Raw genomic sequence first — 20,976 nt, 5'->3', positions numbered from 1 at the left:
GTGACTGCTGTGTTGGGTTGGGATCGGGATCGCGCACCGCATCGGGCCCGACGGGTCCGATGCGATTGCGCGTCGTGGTGAGCCTACTGGTACTTCGCCGCCCGCTTGAGCAGCTTATCGAGTCCCGCCTCGGCCGGATTCCACGGCGTCCCGGGGTGGATGCAGCCGGCTGTGCACTTCTCGGCGGCCTTGACGATGTCCTGATAGGAGCCGCCCTTGGGATCGATCACCTCGACCTTCTTCTCGCCGTTGTACTTGAAGATCTTGGGATTGATCGTGATGCACTCGTCGCAGGCGGTGCACTCGGGTGTTTCGACCCAGACCGCCTCCCAGTCGGACGCCCCGTTGCCGTTGCCGGCGCCGTTGCCGCCGGCTGCCGCGGCACCGTTGCCGTTGCCGCCGCCCGCCAAGGTCGCCAGCGCCCCCGCGTCGCCGCCCGCCATGGCGAGTAGGCTACTGGTGAGCTTCTGCGCCATCTCGGCCTTGGCCTGGTTGCGTACCTGCTCGACGTCGACCTTGTTGAGGTGTCCGCAGATCCCGCGCAGCTGCGTCCAGAAGGCGCGACGCTCTTCGCAGGACTCGACCAGTTCTTGGGAGACCAGGACGCGCATCAAGCGGTTCTTGGCGTCCACGCCCCAGACGTAGGGGAAGTGTCCGACGCGCGCGTCCTCGTCCATCTCCAGGAACTCGGCCATGGGGATCATGGAGTCGTTCCAGGTCTCGGGCGGGGCCTTGCGGAAGTGCTTGCGGAAGCGCCCCTCGGTCATCGCGAAGTCCGCAAAGGTAAAGGGGACGGTCATCTCGGCCGGCTCGCCCTTCTCGTCGGTGTACTTCAGCGTCCAGTTGATCCAATCCTGGTCGATGCTCGGGTTGCCCTCGATGGAGCAGCATTCCTCGAAGCTGGTGCCGGCATCCGGGTCGAACCGGAACAACGGATAGGCACGCGACTCGATCGCCATGCGGCTTTGGTGCGTGGACATCTCGTCACCGATGCCGTGCTCGGGCTGACAACTGGTGTAGATGTTGAACAGCGCCGGGTGACGGGCATTGAGTCCGTCGATGAAGCCTTCGAGCAGGTGCGTGAGGTTGGCGGCCGCACCGTTGAGCACGAAGCTGGTGCGATGGGCCATGCCGATCAGCCCCATCTCCTTGCGGATCTCGGTCTTGCCCTTGCCGACCTTGCCGTAGGGGGCCATGTCCGCGACCTGGCCGATGAAGCCGGAGGTGCAGGACTGACCACCCGTGTTGGAGTAGACCTGGGTGTCGAGCACCATGATCTTCACCGGATGGCCGGACATGAGCGCACGCGAGAGGTTCTGGAAGCCGATGTCGTACATAGCCCCGTCGCCGCCGACCGCGACGACCGGGGGACAGAGCAGCCATTCCTCGTCGGAGAAGTCCTTCCAGCCGAAATAGGTCAGGGCCTCGCCGTGCTCGGCCGGATTGTAGCCGCGCTCGAGCTCCAGGCGCGCCATGCGGATCGCCTTGAAGCCCTCGCCCATCTTGCGCATGTGGCCTTCGAAGAGACCGAGCGCCATCGAGGGCGAGTCCTGGAAGAGGTGGTTCGACCAGGGGAAGGGATACGGGTTGAAGGGGAAGGTCGCACCCCAGACCGAGGAGCAGCCGGTGGCGTTGACGATGCCCATGGCCGAGCGCGGCTGGGCGGCGGTGTACTGGGCCTTGAGGTGCCGGAGTTTGTCGAGCACACCGGTCACCCAGGTCAGCCACTCGGGATCGACGGGCTCGGCGCTGCGATCCTGATCCAGCTCGGCCGACAGATCCGACAGGCGCAGATCCGCGTCCTTGTGCGCGTTGACCGCTTTGCTGATGGCGGCGCTGTTGGTCAGGTCGATCTTGGCCGCCAGCTTAAGCCGCACATGGGTCTCGAGCCGATTGATCAGGTCGTCGATCTCGGCGAGGTGGCGCTTCACGCGGGTCTGCATCAGCGCGGCGACGGTGGCCGTGAAGAGGTGGATCACGGTCTTCTCGCCGCAGCCCATACAGGAGCCGTCGCCCGAGACCATCGCCTGATAGTTGGACTTGTCCAGCAGCAAGGTCTCGAGTGCGCCGATCTTGTCGTCCAGATCATCGATGCGGATGAAGTCCGGAGCCGTGGTCGGCAGATCGAGCCAGAAGTCCCACTTGGCGCGCATCTCTTCGATCGTCTGCGTCGTCTGGGGCTCGGAGACGAGGGCGCCGTCGTCGCAGACCTCGATACACTCGTTGCAGCCCTTGCAGGTATAGGGATTGACGGTGATGCTGAAGAGTCCGCCGCTACCCTTTTGCTTCTTCTCGCGGTTGCTCCAATAGGGCTTGGTCACGGCGAATTGATAGTCGCCGAGGGCCTGCATCATGAGGCCGAACTCCTGCTCCACTACGGCCTTGTGCTCGGGCTCGCCTTGATAGGCGGCCAGGGTCTCCAGGACTGCTTGGTCCATCAACGCGCGCATGTCGGGCGAATCGCCGGCCGCGTCGATGAGCTTGCGCAGACGTTTCTCGACGTTGCGGGTCTCGCGACGCAGATGCTGGGTGGGCATGCCGCGCTCCACCCGTGCGATGGCGGCGGCGAAGATGTCGGAGACCGAGTTGACCAGGCCCGGGATGGCGCTGTCGGGGCAGACCGAGAAGCAGTTGCCGCAGGCGGTGCAGTTCTCGGGCACGTACTTGGGGTAGGTGAAGCGGATCTGCGTCATGTCGCGATAGACGCCGCTGGAGGCGGGCATCAGCGACAGGGCCATGTGCGGATCGGCCAGATTGTCGCTGCCGCGACCGCTGGCGTAGAAGGCGCCGGTCTGCTCCCAGAAGCGATGCACGTCGGTCACGCCGCCGTCGCCTTCGGGCAACTGCTTGAGCATGACCGGGAGACCGACCTCCTTACGCGGCAGCAGCTGGCCGCTGATCATGGGTTTGTCGACGATCTCGACGATCTCGTCGAAACCGCGGCGCACGATGCGCAGGTTGTCCTGCACGACGCGCTCGCCCTTGGCGCCGAACTTATGACGGATCTGCTCCTCCATGGCGGCGAAGAGTCCGGCCTCGTCGAGCCCGGCGCGCTCCATCAGCGGCGATGCGGCAAAGAAGGCGCCTTGGAAGGTGTTGCCCTGCATCCGGATCTGCAGCTCCGGATCGGATGCCTCTTCGCGGGCGATCTTGAAGCCGTCGATGTAGTAGACGCGGATCTCGTGCTCGACGATGTATTTGCGCGCGGCCGGCGGGAAGCTGGCCCAGACCTGCTCGGGGTTGTCGAGGCTCGACTGGACGATGAAGCGCCCTCCCCGATCCAACCCGGCGAGCGGATTGGAGTGCGTGAAGACGTTCGGATCCGGGCTCAACACCACGTCGACATAGGTGTACTCGCAGTTGAGCCGGATCGGCTCGGGTGCGGCGGAGAGGAAGTAGGTGGTCGGTTGCCCCTTCTTCTCCGAGCCGTACTTGGGGTTGGCGCGGATGTCGAAGCCGAGCAGATCGTATAGGGTCATCGCCAGGTTCTTGCCTGTCGTGACCGCGCCCCAGCCGCCGACCGAGTGCATGCGCACCGTGATGGCGCCCTTGGGCAGGAGGTTGGGGTTTTCGCTGCCGCGCAGGGCGAGCTCGCCGATGTGCGGATAGGCGTCCTTGAGGGCTTGGATGCGGATCTCGTCCTTCGGATCAAAGGGTTTGCGGATGAAGTCGACCGACAGGTAGAAGAATTTACGTTGCGCGGCACCGGGGAGCATGTTCTCGATCGCCGCGATCAGGCCCTCGGGCTGAAGATCCCGCGAGCCCAGACCGTAGCAGCCCGAATAGAGCCGCGGCATATCGCCCTGACGGTAGACGGCGTAGTCCGGATAGGGCAGGCGCTCGCCCTTCTCCATACTGCCGTTTTCCAGACACTTGGTCAGGGCCGCTCGGATCTCGCGCATGACGGGAAGGTCTTCGGCCAGCGGCTGGTCGGTGCGCTCGAGCACGGCCACGCCCTTCCTGCCCTTGAGCATCTGCCCGACGAGATCGCCCGGGAAGGGGCGATACATGGTGAGGTTGACGATGCCGATCTTGAGCTTGCGGGTCTCGCGCAGATAATCCGCAACCGCCTCGGCCTGGGTGATCATGCTGCCTTGGCCGAGGATGAGGTAGTCGGCATCCTCCGTGCGATACCCGCTGACGCGCTGATAGCGCCGCCCGGTCAGTGCATGGAACTCATCCATGACCTGCTCGGCAATCGGCTCGATGTGATCGAAAAAGTACGGGCGCTGTGCGGCGACCGCCTGCATGTAGGCGTCTTGGTTCTGCACGGAGCCCGACGTCACCGGGTTGTCGACGTCCCAAACCATGGGAACGCGGCGGCGAGTCGGTCCGTAAACGAGCTTTTGGGCCGGCGTCGGACACGCGATGATGTCGTCCGGGCGGCCGCAGAACTCGGCGATCAGCTCACGCTCGGGCACGAGCAGCGGCTCGATCAGATGGGTGGTCAGAAAGCCGTCCTGGCCGACCGCGGCGGGGGTGAGGGTCAGCTCGGCGATCTTGCGGGCGATCAGATTCAGATCCGCCGCCTCTTGGGCGCTTTTGCCGTAGACCTGGGTGAATCCGGTGTCGTCGATGCAGTGGTAGTCGTCGTGAGCGCAATGGACGTTCAGACTGGACTTGGTGATCGCACGCGCGCCGATATTGAGCACGTAGGGCAGACGCTTGCCGACGGCCGCATAGAGCGACTCGTGCATGAAGGCCACACCCTGAGCAGAGGAGAAGTTGACCGCACGCAGGCCGGTCATGGACATGCCGGCGGTGACGGCCGCCGCGGCATGCTCGGATTCGGGCTCGACGAAGATCAGCGGGTTTCCCGACACGTTGAGATGGCCTTTCGCGACCTCCTCGGCCCAATACTCGCCCATCTGTGTGGAGGGCGTAATGGGATAGGCGCCGGCGGCGTCCGAGGCTTCGCGCTCGCACATGATGACGGCGGTATTGCCGTCCATCGCCATCCGTGTGCCGGGATACTTGACCTGTTTCTCGTCCTTATTTCCGAACATAGGCTTTCCGAACATGGGGCTTCTCTGTGGTTGACCCGGTGGCCCGGCCGTCGGCGATAAGCCGGCGCTCGAGGGCACGACAGGGTGGATGCTTCGATTCTTCGAACGACCGATTCCGGGGCGCAGCGGTTGCGGCGGATGTCATACCGGCCGAGGCGTCAAGCCAACGGCAATGCCTCTTTGCGGACCACCTTTCTGGCGTCCTTCCCTTTGATGATCCGACCGTCGGGTTCGAGCCAAACAATGGCGCCGGTCGGGCAGCGCTCGATCGCGACCTTCGAGGCGAGCGCGTTCTTGGTGTAATCCACGACGGCCAGGTTGTCGCGAATCTCGATCAAACCCTCGGGCGAATCCTGAGCGCAGCGCCCGCACGCGGTGCAGACGACATCGCATTCATGCTCGCCCTCGTCTCCCGGGTCCAGGTTCTTGCAGGCGACCCAGAGGCGGTGACTGATCGCATGCAGACTGAAGAGATCCTTCGGACAGACGGTGACGCAATCACCGCAGGCGGTGCACTTGGCGGTATCGACGATCGGCAGGCCGTGACGATCGAGTCGGATCGCATCGAAGTCGCAGACCTCGGCACAATCGCCCATCCCGAGACAGCCCCAGGAGCAGCCCTTGCCGCCGCCGGAGACCAAGGCGGCTGCGCGACAGGATTCCAGGCCGCCGTAAGAGGCCCGCAGGAAGGCGACGTGTGCCCCCCCGGAGCATGCAAGCCGTGCGACCCGCTTCTCGTCGGCGCCGAGCGCGACGCCGAGAAAATCGGCGATGAGTTTGTTCGTCGCGGGCGAGTTCACGGTGCATCGACCGGGCGCGATCTCGCCCTTGACCAGCATCTCGGCGAACGGGCGACAGCCCGCAGTCCCGCAGGCACCGCAATTCGCGCGCGGCAGCAGGTCTTCGACCTGATCGATGCGCGGGTCTTCGTAGACGTAAAGCCGTCGATTCGCCAGGATCAAGATCGTGGCGAGCAGCAGACCAAGAGCGGCCATGAAACCGACAGCGGTGAAGATGGATGCCATAAACAGCTCGAATCAGGCAAAGGTCGGACGGCGCGGACGAAGACCGCATGATGAACCGAACGCGGTGACCGTGCTTGTGACGCGAGCCCCGAAACCATTCGCGTCCGGCGCTCGCGAGCATCGACCCGCTCCGCTCAGAAGACTCCGCTAATTTTACGGAATTATGATCTATTAAATTTCATAATTCTGTAAATCGTTACTATTGGAGATCAATAGAAGGCTTTGATCCAGATGTTTTTTTTGATCCAGCGCATTGAAGTCGCGAACTCTACTCCACGCGCTCGATGACGTCCGTGATCAGGCCGGTCTGCAGCGCATCGGAAAGCGAGATCAGAAGGATCTTGTTGTTGGGTACGGAGGCGGCGGCGATGGCGACATCGGGATCGATGCCCATCTCGCGAAGATAGAGGAAGGCGTCGGCGACATAGCGCTGTCCGCCCTCGTGGCTACTGAAGCGTCTCGGGACCTTGCTTTGATGGATCCCCAGCGTCGCATCGGGCGTCACGTAGCGTTCGGCGCCTCCCGCGAGCACATCGATGCAGGCCGAGGTACAGGCCTGATCGACGGCAGTGCGCAGACCCATGGTGCGCAGGTAGCGTCCGAGCTTGCGCGCCTCGAAGACCGAGCCGCCGGGGCTGTTGATCACCAGGCCGACGGCACGTTGTCGGCGCAACTCGCCGATGGTCTGCTCTGCGAATCCGTCCGCGATCTCGGCACCGTCGATGCGCAGCCAATTCATCCTCAGGGTCCCGTCCGGCTCGAACCGCACCAGGGTCGATGTCACGCCGGTGGCTTCCGAGACTTGCCGACAGGATTCGGTCGCGAAGGCGAGCAGTGCCGGCCCGCGCGATCCGTACTCCACGACCAGCTGGTTGGATCGATCGATGATCGCATCCACCCGAAAGCCGTACTTGTCGGCGGCGGCGATCACCGCCGAATCGGTCACGGCGACGTCGAGATTCTGTCCGACACGCAGGAGATGACAGGCCGCGATCCTGCTCAGCCAGTCGTCTCGGCTCATACCTTGCGGGGGGCGGGTCGAGCCCGAGATCAGGCCGCCGTTCCGCTCCGAGCCGCGATCGGATGTCGGGCCGGGTGCCTGCCCCGGCATGGCGCAACCGAACAGGACGGTCATCGCAACGCAGAGAAAGAGATGCGAGATTGTCCGGGCCATCGGGGTGTGCTGCCCCCTTCCCATCAGGCTCGGATCTCGATCCCCCGGGCGAGGAGATAGGCCTTGACGGCCTGAATCGGCACCTCGCGCCGGTGAAAGATCCCCGCGGCCAGCGCGGCTTCGACATCGGTCGCGTCAAACACCTCCGCAAAGTGCTCGACACAGCCTGCGCCGCTCGAGGCGATCACCGGGATACCGACGGCCGATCTGACGGCATGAATCAGCTCGAGATCGAAGCCCGCGCCCGTGCCGTCGCGGTCGATCGAGTTGAGCAGGATCTCGCCTGCTCCCAGGATCTCGCAGACCCGCGCAAGCTCCACGGCATCGACGTCGCGACCCTCGCGTCCGCCCTTGATCGTGCATTGAAACCAACAGTAGCGCTCGCCATCGGGTCCCGGCACAGCGGTCTCGACGGTGTAATGGGGCGTCTCCTCGGGCGTGCGGACATAGACGCGACGCGGGTCGATGGAGATGACCACGGCCTGGTTGCCGTAGACCCGGGCGATCTGCTCGATGGCCGTGCTGCCGTCTTTGGCTCCTCGTTGCCGATAGCCTTCGACGGCCTCGACCGCATCCGAGCCGATCGAGATCTTATCGGCACCGGAGCGGAAATAGGCGTCGGCGACGTCCAATGCGGAATAGTCCTTCCCGCGGGCATCGCGAAAGGCACGGATTCCCCCGCCGATGGTGAGCGGAACGAAAACGCGCTCCGAGGTGCGCTCGAGGATCTCCAGCATCGGCTGATCCTCCAAGGGGAAGTCACGGAAGGCGGTGATGTTGAGGAAGGTGATCTCGTCGGCGCCCTCCTCGTAATAGCGCTGGGCCAGCGCAACCGGCTTGCCGAGATTGCGGACCTCGCCGGCCTCGCGCACGTCGTACTGATCGCCTTTGGTCACGACCAGATCACCGGCATCGTTGGTGCGCACGTCCAGACAGGCGATGATGCGCTTGGCCAGATGCGTCGGACTGCGATCGACGGAGGGGGTCGTCTCGGGGAGCGGGCGATCCTCGCCGCCGAGAAAGCGTCGCAGCAGCCGCAACCCGGCGCTTGCGCTCTTCTCGGGGTGAAACTGAACCGCGGAGATCCGTCCTCGCTCCACCGCGCTGAGAAACGACCGACCGTAGTCGGTCTTGGCGAGCTGCCAGTCCCGATTCTCGGCGGTGGGTTCGGCATAGTAGGAATGCACGAAGTAGAGCTTCTCTCCGGCGTAGTCGGCGAACAAGGGGGAGTCGCGCTCGACGCGCACGTCGTTCCATCCCATGTGCGGAACGGCGAGTGCGCCCGCGTCGAAGCGTCGTATCCGCCCCGGAATGATCCCGAGCCCGGGCACGCCGGGGGACTCGTCGCTGCCTTCGAAGAGTGCCTGCAGGCCGATGCAGATCCCCAGATAGGGTCGCCCCGCGGCGAGATACTCGCGCAAGGGCTCGAGATAGCCCAGCGCATGCAGACGCTGCATCGCCGCCCCGAAGGAACCGACGCCGGGGAAGATCAGCCGCTCCGCCTTGAGAATATCCGCCGGCTTCTCGATCTCGGTCAGCGAGAAGCCCAAGGAGTGGATGGCGTTGCGGATGCTCCGCACATTTCCGGCGCCGTAGTCGAGCAGGGAGATCATGGCTCTGAATCCGAAGCGGTCGTGTTGATATCGGATACGCGGGTGGCTCGACCCGCGGACGAAACCGCTATCTTAGCGCTATCGGGCTATCGGATTCAGATTTCTCCGTCCGGGTTGGCGAGCTCGATCCCCTCGGCCGCCACCACGCGCGCAAGTGCAACCTCCATCATGGACCGCGCCTGCGCAGTCGCCGCATGCAGATAGGCGTGCAGTGCTGCATCCTCCGCGTTGCGATCCTCGCATTCGGCGCTGTAGCTCTCGAAGGCATTCAGGGAGAGCACCAGATCGACGAGGTGATGCGGGCACTCGCAGCGCACGCTCGGCGAGGCGGCGGCGATCCGAAGCAGATCCGCGTCGGTGAAGTGTCGCTGCGGGATCGGCAAGGACAGGTCCAGAGCAGGCTCCTCGCTGCCCCGGGCGGGCGCCCTCCCAAATTCGCCCGCGCACCAGTGCCGCAGCTCATGCAGCTCGACCGGCGCGCGCTTGGGGATCATTCTTCGGGCATCGAGCCGCTCGATGGTCGAGCGCGTTGCGAAGCTGTAGACGAGGATCGCGCGGGCAGCGCCGGACTTTGCGACCAGCTCGCCGATCTCGCGCACTTGGTCGCCTTGGATCGTGGGGTACTCGATCACGGCCACATCCGGTGTCGGCGGCGGCGGCTCCGCCGCGAGAAACGCCCGGCGCGACCCGAAGAGCCCCACGATTTCGATGTCCCCCGAGATCGGGTTCTCGCGCCTGAAGCGCTCGGCGAGCGAAGAGCCGATCACTAATACGCGGCACGGGCGCTCCGGCGCGCCGGTCGTCTCGGGGAGGTCCGTTCCGCGGATTCGCTCGCGCAGTTGATCGAGGCTGAGGTTCGCGACACTGCTGATCGCATCGCCCCGGTCGACCAACCGCTTGATGAGGGTCAATCGACTCACATCGTCGGGCCCGTAAAGGCGGGTACCCGATTCCGACCGAAGCGGCGAGACGACGCTGTAGCGACGCTCCCAGACGCGCAGCGTATCGGCGGGAACCCCGGTCAGCCGCGATACGGCGCCGATGCGGTAGGTGTGACCCGGTAAGGCAGCGTCCTGGTCGGTCAATGCGATCTCCTCGTGATCCTAAGCTTGGGGTTGTTGTTCATATTTTGTTTATGTTTTAGCCTTGACAAGCGCCAAAAACGCGCCTAATGTCGACTATGAAAGTTGGTCAATATCGGTTCATCAGGGAGAGAAGCGTTGAGTAGAAACCCGCCGGCGGTGGCGAAACGGTCCGCAGAGCGCATATTGGGTTCAGCGCAAGGTGGGACTGTGACCGCCCTTGTCCAAGCCTTGTCCATGACTGATGCCGACGAACCCCGCATGCGGATCTCGGCAGAACGAGCCAGGCAGACCGAACGAGACATCCCGACCTTCCCCTTCCATGTCGACAAGCAGGAGAAACCGTCATGCATCTGCAGCAGACTCGAGCAATCCGCAACACCTTTGACGTCGACATCCCGCTCCACCCGGATACCCGCTCTTACGAGGATGTCGCGAGATTGGTCGAAGGCTTCTTGAGGAGCATCGACAGTTACCGTCGAGACGCGCGAGATCTATCCCAAGGCGATGTCCTTCAAGCACTTTCGATCGTGACCGCTGTACAGAAGGCGAAGGACGAGGCGACCGGACGCTACGGATCCGGTTTGCGAATCGAATTGCACGCTCTGTCTGTCGAGGGTGATTCGACGCGCGTCTAAACCGCGCCAGCTCCGACAGTCGTCGGAGCTCGCGCGGCCAAGCCGATCCAACAAACGACGCATACCGCTTCAATCTGAAGTAGCATTGCAGCCCTGTCGAGGCCGATCTTCGGCTCACCCCCAACGTCATTCCCCCGGGGACTGTATGCAACGGACTTCCACCGCCTTTTTGTTTGTTTCCGCACTCGCCGTACCGATGATTTCGCCGGTCACCCTCGCGGACGAGACCCTCCATCTCTACAACTGGAGCGACTACGTCGCCGAGGACACGCTCTCCGGGTTCGAATCCGAGACCGGCATCAAGCCGCGCCTGGATGTCTACGATTCAAACGAGGTCCTCGAGGCGAAGCTCTTCGCCGGGAGCAGCGGCTACGATCTGGTCTTTCCGACCGCGCGCCCCTTCGCCGCACGTCACATCAAGGCCGACCTCTACCTGCCGCTGGACACGTCCAAGCTCCCGGGTTTGGACCGACTCGACCCGGCGATCATGAGCCAGCTGGCGAACATCGATCCGGACAACGCCCACCTGGTGCCCTACATGTGGGGAACCTCGGGCTTGGGCATCAATCGCGACAAGATCCAGGCCGCCTTGGGCGAGACCGCCGACCTGGACACCTGGGCACTGGTCTTCGATCCCGAGACGGCATCCAAGCTCGGCGATTGCGGGATCAGTTTGCTGGACGACCCCACCGAGGTCTACTCCGCCGCCCTCGCCTACCTGGGCAAGGATCCGAACAGTCTCGACAAGGACGATCTCGACGCCGCCTCGGCGTTGATCAAGGCGATCCATCCGCATGTGCGCTACTTCCACTCCTCCCAGTACATGAGCGATCTGGCCAACGGCGATCTGTGTGTCGCCATGGGCTACTCCGGCGATGTCTTTCAGGCGCAGTCGCGCGCCGAAGAGGCAGGCAAAGGCGTGGTCATCGACTATGTCATTCCGCGCGAAGGCGCGGCGGTCTGGACCGACGTCATGGCGATCCCGAAGGACGCGCCCAATCCGGCCGCGGCGCATGCCTTCATCGCCTACATGTTGCAGCCCGCCGCCATCGCCGCGGTCTCCAACGAGGTCTACTATGCCAACCCCAACCTTGCCGCCACGCCGCTGTTGGACGACGCGGTTCGGGAGGATCCGGCCATCTATCCGCCGACCGAGGTCAAGGAGCGTCTGTTCGTGCCGTCCGAGCGCAGCGATCGTGAGATCCGGGATCTGAACCGTCTCTGGACGCGCCTCAAGGCGAACCGCTGAGCTGGATCGGGGATCTCGCCGATGGCTACGCTCGCCGAGCGGCGCTCGCTTGAGCCTTGGCAGGATCCCAAGGCAGTTCCCTATCTGCGCATCGACCGGGTCACCAAAAAGTTCGGTGACGTCTATGCCGTAGACGACGTCAGTCTCGAGATCTTCCAGGGCGAGTTCTTCTCGCTGCTCGGAAGCTCGGGCTGCGGCAAGTCCACGCTGCTGCGCATGCTCGCGGGGCTCGAGTATCCGAGCGCCGGACGCATCTACATCGACGGGGTGGATGTCACGGATGTCCCGGCCTATTCGCGGCCGGTGAACATGATGTTCCAGTCCTACGCCCTCTTCCCGCACATGAGCGTGGAGCAGAACGTGGAGTTCGGGCTCAAGCAGGATCGGATGCCGAGGCGCGAGCGTGGCGAACGTGTCGGCGAGATGCTGGATCTGCTGAAGATCACCGAGCTGCGTAAGCGTCGGCCCGATCAGCTCTCGGGCGGACAGCGCCAGCGCGTTGCGCTCGCCCGCAGTCTGGCCAAGCACCCGAAGCTCCTGCTGCTCGACGAGCCGCTCGGTGCGCTCGACAAGCGGCTTCGCGAAAACACTCAGTTCGAGCTGGTCAACCTGCAGGAGCGTCTCGGCATCACCTTCGTGACCGTCACGCACGATCAGGAAGAGGCCATGACCATGTCCACGCGCATCGCGGTCATGGATGCCGGTCAGATCATGCAGGTCGACACCCCGACCGCCATCTACGAGTTCCCGACCTGTCGTCTGGTGGCCGAGTTCATCGGCTCGATCAACCTGTTCGAGGGCAAGGTGGTTGCGACCGAAGGCAATCAGGTCCTGGTCGAGACCCGGGTCGGCCGACCCATGCGCATGCGTGCCTTCCATCCGATGGTGCTCGGCACCCCGGTCACGGTCGCGGTAAGACCCGAGAAGATGCGGCTCTGTGCGGACTTCAGAGACGACGGCGTCAATCAGCTCAAGGGCCGGGTGGAGGACATCGCCTATCTCGGAGACGTATCCATCTATCGCATCCGCGTCGGCGACGGGGCCTTGGTCGAGATGACGCTGACCAATGTCCAACCGCGCACCGAGCAGGCCCTGACCTGGGAGCAAGAGGTCGCCATCGAGTGGTCGCCGACCAGCGGCGTCGTCTTGACCGAGTAGCCGCCCCGGTCCGAGATCGGACCGCAACCGAGCAGCACCATGCCCGCACCGCTTCCCAGCGCATCCGTCCGCCACCGTCGCATGAGTCGACTGGTCAACATCGGCATCCCCTACCTGTGGCTGGGGCTCTTCTTCCTGCTGCCCTTCGCCATCGTGCTGCAGATCAGTCTGGCGGAGCCTGCGCTCGCTCAGCCGCCCTACACCGCGCTCTGGCAGTGGGTCGACGAAGGTTTGCTGCGCATCGAGATCAATCTGCGCAACTTCATGATGGTTGCGCAGGACGACCTCTATCTGAGCGCCCTGCTCAACTCGCTCCAAGTCGCCGTCATCTGCACCCTGCTCTGTCTGCTCCTCGGCTACCCGATGGCTTATGCCATCGCAACCGCCCCCGAGCGCTGGCGGATTACCCTGCTGATGCTGATCGTCCTGCCCTTCTGGACCTCGTTCCTGATCCGCGTCTACGCCTGGATCGGGATCCTCAAGCCCAACGGGCTCCTCAACGATGCGCTGATCTGGCTAGGCCTGATCGACACCCCGTTGGCGATCCTGCATACCCAGACGGCCGTCTATATCGGGGTGGTCTACTCCTATCTGCCCTTTATGATCCTGCCGCTTTACGCCAATCTCACGCGTCTCGACCCGAGCCTGCTCGAGGCCGCCGCGGATCTGGGCTGCCGTCCCATGCGGGCCTTCCTGCGGGTCACGCTGCCGCTCTCGATGGCCGGTATCGTCGCCGGGAGCATGCTCGTGTTTATACCGGTGGTGGGGGAGTTCGTGATCCCGGATCTGCTCGGCGGACCCGAGAGCCTCATGGTCGGCAAGCTGCTCTGGAGCGAGTTCTTCTCCAACAAGGATTGGCCGCTCGCCTCGGCGCTGGCGATCCTGCTGCTTGCGCTGCTGGTCGTTCCCTTCGTGATGATGCAGCGTCTGCAGCAGCGCATGGAGGGAAGCCGTCCATGAGGCGCCGACGCTGGCCATTGCTGACCCTGCTCGCCTTCGGTTATGCCTTTTTGTACGTGCCGATCTTGCTGCTGATCATCTATTCGTTCAACGAGTCGCGCTTGGTGACCGTCTGGACCGGATTCTCGACCAAATGGTATGGCGAGCTCTTGCGCAACCGGCAACTGCTCGATGCCGCCTGGTTGAGCGTGCGTATCGCCGCCGTGAACGCGACCCTGGCGGTCGTGCTCGGGACCCTTGCGGCCAACGCCCTGGTGCGCCATCGCAACTTTCGCGGACGCACCGGATTCGAGCTGCTGCTCACCGCACCGCTGGTGATGCCGGACGTCATCATCGGGCTTTCGCTGCTGCTGCTCTTCGTCGCGATGCAACAAACGATCGGCTGGCCCGGCGGTCGCGGCTTTACGACCATCACGATCGCCCATGTCACCTTCAGCATGGCCTATGTGGCCGTGGTGGTGCGCGCGCGCCTCTCCCAGATGGACCGCTCGCTCGAGGAGGCGGCCATGGATCTGGGCGCCCGCCCGCTGCGCGTCTATCTGACGATCACACTCCCGCTGATCGCGCCCGCCCTGTTCTCGGGCTGGCTGCTCGCCTTCACGCTCTCGCTCGACGATCTGGTCATCGCCAGTTTCGTCGCGGGGCCCGGCTCGACGACGTTGCCGATGGTCATCTATTCGAGCGTGCGCATGGGGGTCTCCCCGCAGATCAACGCCCTGGCGACCATCATCGTCGCGGTCGTCACGCTGGCGGTCGTGATTGCGGGGATCTTGATGCGCCGGGGCCGCGAGGTGCGGTGAGTTGGTTTCAGCAAAACGCGTGTGCTGAAAATCCGATGCCGGACGTCTTGCCGAACGGTTTCCAACCACGCGGCGGCACCGCAGCCGAACGGTTCGAGCAGAGCGCGGAAACCCATTGTCGAATTGATTCAGGATAAGGATCGACCCCGGCATCCCGCTTTATGGTGTCGACCGCACTCGTGGGGCTGTCGAGGGGTGGGCCTTTTACCGAGCGCGCCGGGCGAGGAGATCGGAACATGCGCGTGTCGCCTTCCGGTCGAGATGTTGATCACGACGGCCATACGGATTCGGCTGAGAGGGTACCTACCTCGCATAGGGTTCCCTTCAGCAACCCCTCGAATCCATCGGCCGCAGTCGAGGAGGTTACGCGGAGGTTATGATGAATCGAGATACGCCTCACGTTGCCGGGGCGCCGGCCGTCGGCCAGGCGCAGTCGGATCGGCTCGCGGCGGCGGTAGCGTCGCGCGACAACCAGCCGTCGAGGAGACTCGAGGGGCCGGTGCAGACCCCGCTCATGTGGCGGGACGAATGGTGCATGGGTATTCCCGCATTGGACGCGGACCATCGCCGGCTCGTCACCCTGGTGAATGCATTGCTCGCCAGCCAACCGGGCGCCCGGCATGATCGAGGCAGAACCGGCGATGGCCTGGAGCAGAACACCGCCCAGAGCGAGCCCCTCGCGCGTTTCGAGGCACTCTTGAGCCACCTGAGGCATCATTTCGAGCGCGAGGAAGCCATCATGCTGTCGATCGATTACGACGACTTCCAAACCCACAAATGCGAGCACAGCCTACAGTTGGCGGAGCTGACCGAGCTGCACCGACAAGTCGTTCGCGAGCACGGCGACGCCTTCGGCCAGGAGTCCCTGCAGTGGGTGAAACAGTGGTGCTTCGATCACTTCGTTGCCGAGGACCGGCGTCTCGCCCGTGCATACGCGGAGGCGACGCGACCCTGAGGCGGTGACGTCCGTGAGCGCTGCGGCTAACCGGGCTGTGCGCCGAGCCTGCCGTTCGACGCGCCCGACAGGCGCGCGATCAGACGCTTGAGCCAAAGACTCTCGGGGAGCAAGAGCAGATAAACCATGCCGAGGATCACGGCCTGGTACCAGAAGCTCGTCAACCACACCGGGGTGACCCCCGTCGCCAGCCAGTTTTCAGCGAGACGCTGCAGATTGAAGAAGCTGAAATAGGCCAAGAACGCAAGAAAGAGCCGCCCGGAGCTGCGCTGACGAGGAGAGAGCGCGACCAGCGGAATCGCGACGATAGTCAGGACGAGAATCGCCAGGGGCGCCGCAAGCCGGTGCTCGAGCTCCGCGCGGTCGGCCGTCTCGGGGGACGCCAAGAGCTCACGCGAAGGCGTGGTGGAACGCTTGGAGATCACGCCCGGCGCGGCGTCGGACGACCGGATCCGAACACGATATTCCTCGAACTCCCCGATCATGAAGGCGGCCGACCCCGGATCGCCGTCGAAGCGGTGCCCGCTCGATAGGGTCACGATGTGGTCGCCCGTCTCCCCCTCGATGCGATGCTGCCCACCCCGACTCACCACCAGCCGGGCAACATCCTCGCGACGGTCGAGGATAAAGACATCGCCGAGCGACTGCCGGCGGTCGATGTCGCCGATATAGAGGACCAGCTCACCGCCTTGCTCGAGATAGAACCGACCGGGTTGAAGGCCCGCGATCTGTGCCGCCTGCTCCTTCTGTTGCATCCGGATTTGATGGATCCCGGCCGCAGCCCAAGGCTGCAGAAACAAGGAGATCCCGGCGGTGACCACAGCGACCGGCACGGCAAGGATCAGCAACGCCCGCAACACCCGGCGCGGGCCGATGCCGCAGGCACTCATCGCAATCAGCTCGCTGTCGCGCGAGAATCGGCTCAAGGTCACCAGCAGCGCCAGAAAAAACGCCGGCGGCAACAGGTTGGGCATATCGCGCAGAACCTGAAAGGCAAGGAAGTTGATCACCAGATGCGCGCTCAGCGCTCCGACGTTGACCTCCTCGAGGGTGCGCAAAAAAAGCATGCTCGCAACCACCAGAACCAGGATCGCCACAATTGCGGAGAAGACCTTGGTCGCTTCCGACAGCAGATAGCGATCGACGATTCCGATCATGTCCTTCTCTAAGATGATGTCCGGGAAAGCATGGACCAAGAAGAAAGGGCGGCTTTAGGCGCCCGGCAAGCGTTGGTGATCCGCACGGCCGGGATGGTCACTCCCGGAAATCGCCCAAGGAGTCGTCCGGAGGCCATCGAGGGCCGTCGAGGATCATCGGGCCGGATGCTCCGTATCCTCCAACGCCTTGGAGGCAACCTCGAAGGTATCGCTGGAGAGCTCCTCGGCCGCGAGGATGCGCTCGATCTCGGTGCGCATCAGCGCCTGACGGCCCGCGTCGTATCGGCGCCAACGGATGAGCGCCTTGAGCAGCCGCGCCGCGATTTGCGGATTGAGCGGATCCAGCTCCAGGACTCGGTCGGCGAGGAATCGATATCCGCCGCCGTCGCGGGCATGGAAGCGGGCCGGATTGGCGGTGCAGAAGGCGCCGACGAGGCTGCGTACCCGATTCGGATTGCGCAGCGAAAAGTCCGGGTGCTGCAGGAGGCCGGTCACGATGCCCAGGGTTCCTGCGCGGCTGCTGGTCGCTTGGACACTGAACCATTTGTCGATCACCAACGGCTCCTTGGACCAGCGCCGGTGGAACGCCTCGAGGGCAGAGGTGCCATCCTCGCCGCCGTGATCCACCAGCAGACGCAGCGCGGCGATCGCGTCGGTCATGTTTCCGGCACCCGCGAATTGGGCGCGGCACAGGGTCAGCGCCCGGGCGTCTCCCGCAGCCATCAGATATCCCAGGGCAAGGTTCTTGAGCGCACGCCGGCCGATCGCATCGGGTGTCGGTGCATAGCGCTCGACGTCGGCGTTGTCGCGATAAACGCTCAACAGCTCTTCGACGAGCCGCTCTCCCAGGATCTCTCGAAGCGTGTTCCTTGCACGATGAATCCCATCGACGTCGACGGTCTCCATCTGATCTCCGAGAAACGATTCGGAGGGCAGGGTCAGGACCTCGGCCAGCAGGGCCTTGTCGGTCTCCGGATCGGTGAGGGCGCCGCGAAATGCCTCCACGAAGCGCCCCGGAACCTCGGCCTCGGGATCCGCGATCATCGTCGAGAGGACACGCTGCATCAGGATGCGCGCGGCATTCCAGCGGGAGTAACCGTCGCTGTCGTGACGCAAGAGAAGGAGCAGGTCATCGTCGCCGTAGTCGAACCTCGGCTGCACCGGAGCGGAGAATCCACGCAGCAGCGAGGGCACGGGGCGAACGGGAACATCCACGAAACACAGGCGGGTCTCCCAATCGCGCAGCTCAAGGATCCGTGTTCCCGGCTCCCCTGCGTTCGGCTCGCCCTCGAGGCGAAGCGCCAGCTCCCGTCCCTGCGGATCCAGCAGGGCGATCGCGAGCGGAAGATGCAGCGGATCCTTGTCGGGCTCGCCCGGTGTCGGCGCGATCGCTTGGCGAATCAGGAGGCTGTAGGTCGCGCGCTCTGCGTCGTAGGCGGCCTCGATGTGCAGATGCGGCGTCCCGGCTTGGGAGTACCAGCGACGGAACTGCATGAGGTCGCGCCCGCTCACGTCCTCCATGCAACGGACGAAATCATCCGTCGTCACGGCCTGGCCGTCATGCCGCGTGAAATACAGATCGGTGGCCTTGCGGAAGAGCTCGGGGCCGAGCAAGGTCGCCTGCATCCGCACCAGCTCGGCGCCCTTGTTGTAGACGGTCGCGGTGTAGAAGTTGTTGATCTCGAAATAGGAATCGGGCCGCACCGGGTGCGCCATCGGGCTGCTGTCCTCGGGGAACTGATGGGCCTGAAGCAGGCGTACGTCGGCGACACGTTTTACGCCGCGCGAACCGACGTCGGCCGAGAACTCCTGATCGCGATAGACGGTGAAGCCTTCCTTGAGGCTGAGCTGAAACCAGTCACGGCAGGTGATGCGGTTGCCGCTCCAGTTGTGGAAATACTCGTGCGCGATGACGCCCTCGATACCCTGAAAGTCCTCGTCCGTGGCGGTATCGGCGCGGGCCAGCACGAACTTGTCGTTGAAGACGTTGAGGCCCTTGTTCTCCATGGCCCCCATGTTGAAATGACTGACCGCCACGATCATGTAGACATCGAGATCGTATTCCCGACCGAACCGCTCCTCGTCCCACCGCATCGCCTTCTTGAGCGACTGCATCGCGTGGTCGCATCGGTCCAGATTGTGCGGCTCGACGAAGATCTGCAGGACGACATCACGGCCTGACGCCGTCGTAAAGCGATCCTCGATCGCGCTCAGATCACCTGCGATCAGCGCGAAGAGGTAACTGGGCTTGGGAAACGGGTCCTCCCAGGACACGAGATGGCGGCCATCCACGAGCTCGCGCTCCTCGACCCGGTTGCCGTTGGACAGGAGTACCGGGAAGCGTCCTTTGTCGGCGATGAGCGTGGTTCGATAGCGGGCCATGACATCCGGGCGATCCAGAAAATAGGTGATGCGCCTGAAACCCTCCGCCTCGCACTGGGTGCAGAGCATGTCGCCGGACTGGTAAAGCCCCTCGAGGGCGGTGTTGAGGTTGGGATGAATGCGCACACGGGTGTCGAGCCGGAAACGGTCCGGAACCCGCTGCAGCGTAAGCGAATCGGGTTCCACCCGGTACTCGGCAGGCGCGAGTCTGTGTCCGTCGATCGCCACCTCCTCCAGATCCAGCTGCTCGCCGTGGAGCCTGAGCGTGCCGTCGCCGCGAGTTGCCGCTGGATTCCGGCGCACCTCCAAGCTCGCCTCGACCCGTGTGCGGTCCGGATCCAGATCGAATCGGAGCTCGACATGGTCGATCAGAAACTCGGGCGGACGATAGTCTCTGCGATGGATCGGGTGCGGCGTGTCGCGGTACATGATGATGCTGCTCCAGGTTCAAGGTCGGGTTGACGGCCGGTACCCCGGACGGCGAAGCTTCGCCATCATCTCCAAACCGTCGTTGAACGTCCACCGCCTGTAAGGTGAAGGCCGAGATGCCCCATATCACTATCTATACCACGATGATTTGCCCCTACTGCTCCCGCGCCCGGCACTTGCTCCAGCGCAAGGGCGTCGACTTCGAAGAGATCTCGGTCGACCGGGACCGCGAGCAGATGGCCATCATGCGCCGGCGCAGCCGCCGGCACACGGTGCCGCAGATCTTCATCGACGATCTCCACATCGGCGGTTACGACGACCTCGCAATGCTGGATGCCCGCGGCGAGCTCGATCCCTTACTCGCCCCCGGCGATGCGCAAGGCGGTGACCCCGGAGGTCCCGATGAGTGAGGGTAGCGGCGCGCCGGAAGGCGTCCGTCTGGATAAGTGGCTCTGGGCGGCACGCTTCTTCAAGACCCGACATCTCGCCGTCGAGGCCATCAACGGCGGCAAGATCAAGGTCAACGCGCTGCGCGCCAAACCGGCACGGGCGATCGCGATCGGCAACCGTATCGAGATCCAAAAAGGCGGCCTCGTCTGGGACGTCGAGGTCCTCGGCCTGAGCAAGCAACGCCGCTCGGCCACCGAAGCGGCCTTGCTTTACCGCGAGGAGGAGGCAAGTCGACTTAAACGCCAAGAGATCGTGCGCGAGCGCCGCGACACCGGCGTCGGTGCAGGCGACACCTCCGGGCGACCCACCAAGCGCGATCGCCGCCTGATTCAGCGCTTCAAGATTCCTACTGACTCCGGGAGTTGAAAGCCACTTGGACAGCGATGCCTTTCGTCGAACCTATCGCGCCATCAACGAGCGCTACTGCGCGTTCGAGAAAGGCATCCTGACCAATCAGTGCAGCTGCTCGGAGGCCGAGAAGTTCTGTATTGCCGAGCGCGAGGGCGTGCATTGCGGCTCCGACGAGGCACAGGAGACCTGCGTCGCCCTACTCGACCTCTTGCGTCGACAGGCCAGATTCGCGCTCAAGACCAGCGAGCAGCAGCGCACCCTGCCCTATGCAAAGGCGATGCGCCTGCAGATCGGCGGGTTGCGGGGAATCGCCGTCGCACTCGATCCCGAGGCCCCGGCCCCCGCCGAGATCGCCGACGTGCGCGAATTGCTCCTCGCCGCCATCGCGCGTTTCGGCGCCCTCGAGCATCTGCCGTTTCCGCAGATCATGCAGCAGATTGCGGCCTATCGAGCGCGCCGAAGGCGGCGTGGATCCGACGCCCCCAAATAACCACCGCATTTTCTTGTCTTCCTTTGCGTCCTTTGCGTCCTTTGCGCCTGTTGAACC

Annotated in this window: 16 protein-coding genes; 9 read left to right on the top strand and 7 right to left on the bottom strand. The window is 64.1% G+C overall.

Annotated elements, in window-relative coordinates:
- Window positions 1–83 precede the first annotated feature (83 nt).
- The 5 genes from THIMADRAFT_RS18905 to THIMADRAFT_RS18885 form a co-directional block, all read right to left on the bottom strand.
- Window positions 84–5,006, bottom strand: coding sequence for a 2-oxoacid:acceptor oxidoreductase family protein (locus THIMADRAFT_RS18905; protein ID WP_040732300.1), 4,923 nt, complete (start codon window positions 5,004–5,006; stop codon window positions 84–86).
- Window positions 5,007–5,164: 158 nt separating this feature from the next.
- Entirely contained in the window at window positions 5,165–6,031 is an 867-nt protein-coding gene (locus THIMADRAFT_RS18900) for a (Fe-S)-binding protein (RefSeq protein WP_007194699.1), read from the bottom strand.
- A 268-nt stretch (window positions 6,032–6,299) separates the two neighbouring features.
- Entirely contained in the window at window positions 6,300–7,205 is a 906-nt protein-coding gene (locus tag THIMADRAFT_RS18895) for a COG3904 family protein (protein ID WP_139052911.1), read from the bottom strand.
- A 23-nt stretch (window positions 7,206–7,228) separates the two neighbouring features.
- Window positions 7,229–8,818, bottom strand: a complete 1,590-nt coding sequence (locus THIMADRAFT_RS18890; RefSeq protein WP_007194697.1) for an imidazole glycerol phosphate synthase HisHF — start codon at window positions 8,816–8,818, stop codon at window positions 7,229–7,231.
- A gap of 95 nt (window positions 8,819–8,913) precedes the next feature.
- Window positions 8,914–9,903 carry a MerR family transcriptional regulator gene (locus THIMADRAFT_RS18885; RefSeq protein WP_007194696.1) on the bottom strand — a complete coding sequence of 330 codons (990 nt, stop codon included), beginning with the start codon at window positions 9,901–9,903 and terminating at the stop codon, window positions 8,914–8,916.
- A 344-nt stretch (window positions 9,904–10,247) separates the two neighbouring features.
- On the opposite strand from THIMADRAFT_RS18885, the gene THIMADRAFT_RS18880 reads away from it, so the two are divergent.
- The 6 genes from THIMADRAFT_RS18880 (at window position 10,248) to THIMADRAFT_RS24955 (ending at window position 15,660) form a co-directional block, all read left to right on the top strand.
- Entirely contained in the window at window positions 10,248–10,538 is a 291-nt protein-coding gene (locus THIMADRAFT_RS18880; RefSeq protein ID WP_007194695.1) for a hypothetical protein, read from the top strand.
- 145 nt (window positions 10,539–10,683) lie between these two features.
- Window positions 10,684–11,787, top strand: a complete 1,104-nt coding sequence (locus THIMADRAFT_RS18875; protein ID WP_007194694.1) for a polyamine ABC transporter substrate-binding protein — start codon at window positions 10,684–10,686, stop codon at window positions 11,785–11,787.
- A gap of 21 nt (window positions 11,788–11,808) precedes the next feature.
- Window positions 11,809–12,945 carry an ABC transporter ATP-binding protein gene (locus THIMADRAFT_RS18870; RefSeq protein ID WP_007194693.1) on the top strand — a complete coding sequence of 379 codons (1,137 nt, stop codon included), beginning with the start codon at window positions 11,809–11,811 and terminating at the stop codon, window positions 12,943–12,945.
- Between the two features lie 39 nt (window positions 12,946–12,984).
- Window positions 12,985–13,905, top strand: coding sequence for an ABC transporter permease subunit (locus THIMADRAFT_RS18865; RefSeq protein ID WP_007194692.1), 921 nt, complete (start codon window positions 12,985–12,987; stop codon window positions 13,903–13,905).
- Window positions 13,902–14,705, top strand: a complete 804-nt coding sequence (locus tag THIMADRAFT_RS18860) for an ABC transporter permease subunit (protein ID WP_007194691.1) — start codon at window positions 13,902–13,904, stop codon at window positions 14,703–14,705. The genes THIMADRAFT_RS18865 and THIMADRAFT_RS18860 overlap by 4 nt, the downstream gene beginning before the upstream one ends.
- 379 nt (window positions 14,706–15,084) lie before the next feature.
- Window positions 15,085–15,660 carry a bacteriohemerythrin gene (locus tag THIMADRAFT_RS24955; protein ID WP_007194690.1) on the top strand — a complete coding sequence of 192 codons (576 nt, stop codon included), beginning with the start codon at window positions 15,085–15,087 and terminating at the stop codon, window positions 15,658–15,660.
- A 26-nt stretch (window positions 15,661–15,686) separates the two neighbouring features.
- Here THIMADRAFT_RS24955 and lptF read toward each other — a convergent pair whose 3' ends face one another.
- Window positions 15,687–16,817 (bottom strand): LPS export ABC transporter permease LptF, encoded by a 1,131-nt coding sequence (lptF, locus tag THIMADRAFT_RS18850; RefSeq protein ID WP_007194689.1) that lies wholly within the window; start codon window positions 16,815–16,817, stop codon window positions 15,687–15,689.
- 153 nt (window positions 16,818–16,970) lie between these two features.
- Window positions 16,971–19,628 (bottom strand): aminopeptidase N, encoded by a 2,658-nt coding sequence (gene pepN, locus THIMADRAFT_RS18845; protein WP_007194688.1) that lies wholly within the window; start codon window positions 19,626–19,628, stop codon window positions 16,971–16,973.
- Between the two features lie 116 nt (window positions 19,629–19,744).
- On the opposite strand from pepN, the gene grxC reads away from it, so the two are divergent.
- Genes grxC through THIMADRAFT_RS18830 form a run of 3 tightly spaced genes read left to right on the top strand, consistent with a single transcriptional unit; the run spans window position 19,745 to window position 20,919 of the window.
- Window positions 19,745–20,038 (top strand): glutaredoxin 3, encoded by a 294-nt coding sequence (gene grxC / locus THIMADRAFT_RS18840; protein WP_007194687.1) that lies wholly within the window; start codon window positions 19,745–19,747, stop codon window positions 20,036–20,038.
- Window positions 20,031–20,444 carry an RNA-binding S4 domain-containing protein gene (locus tag THIMADRAFT_RS18835; RefSeq protein ID WP_007194686.1) on the top strand — a complete coding sequence of 138 codons (414 nt, stop codon included), beginning with the start codon at window positions 20,031–20,033 and terminating at the stop codon, window positions 20,442–20,444. Before grxC ends, THIMADRAFT_RS18835 begins: the two co-directional genes overlap by 8 nt.
- Before the next feature lie 7 nt (window positions 20,445–20,451).
- Window positions 20,452–20,919, top strand: coding sequence for a hypothetical protein (locus tag THIMADRAFT_RS18830; protein ID WP_007194685.1), 468 nt, complete (start codon window positions 20,452–20,454; stop codon window positions 20,917–20,919).
- The last annotated feature ends 57 nt before the right edge of the window (window positions 20,920–20,976 follow it).

The sequence above is a fragment of the Thiocapsa marina 5811 genome (assembly GCF_000223985.1).
In the GTDB taxonomy this organism is placed as follows: Bacteria; Pseudomonadota; Gammaproteobacteria; order Chromatiales; family Chromatiaceae; genus Thiocapsa; species Thiocapsa marina.
The sequence above is the reverse complement of the archived record's forward strand: the minus strand, read 5'-3'. Positions and strand labels throughout refer to the sequence as shown.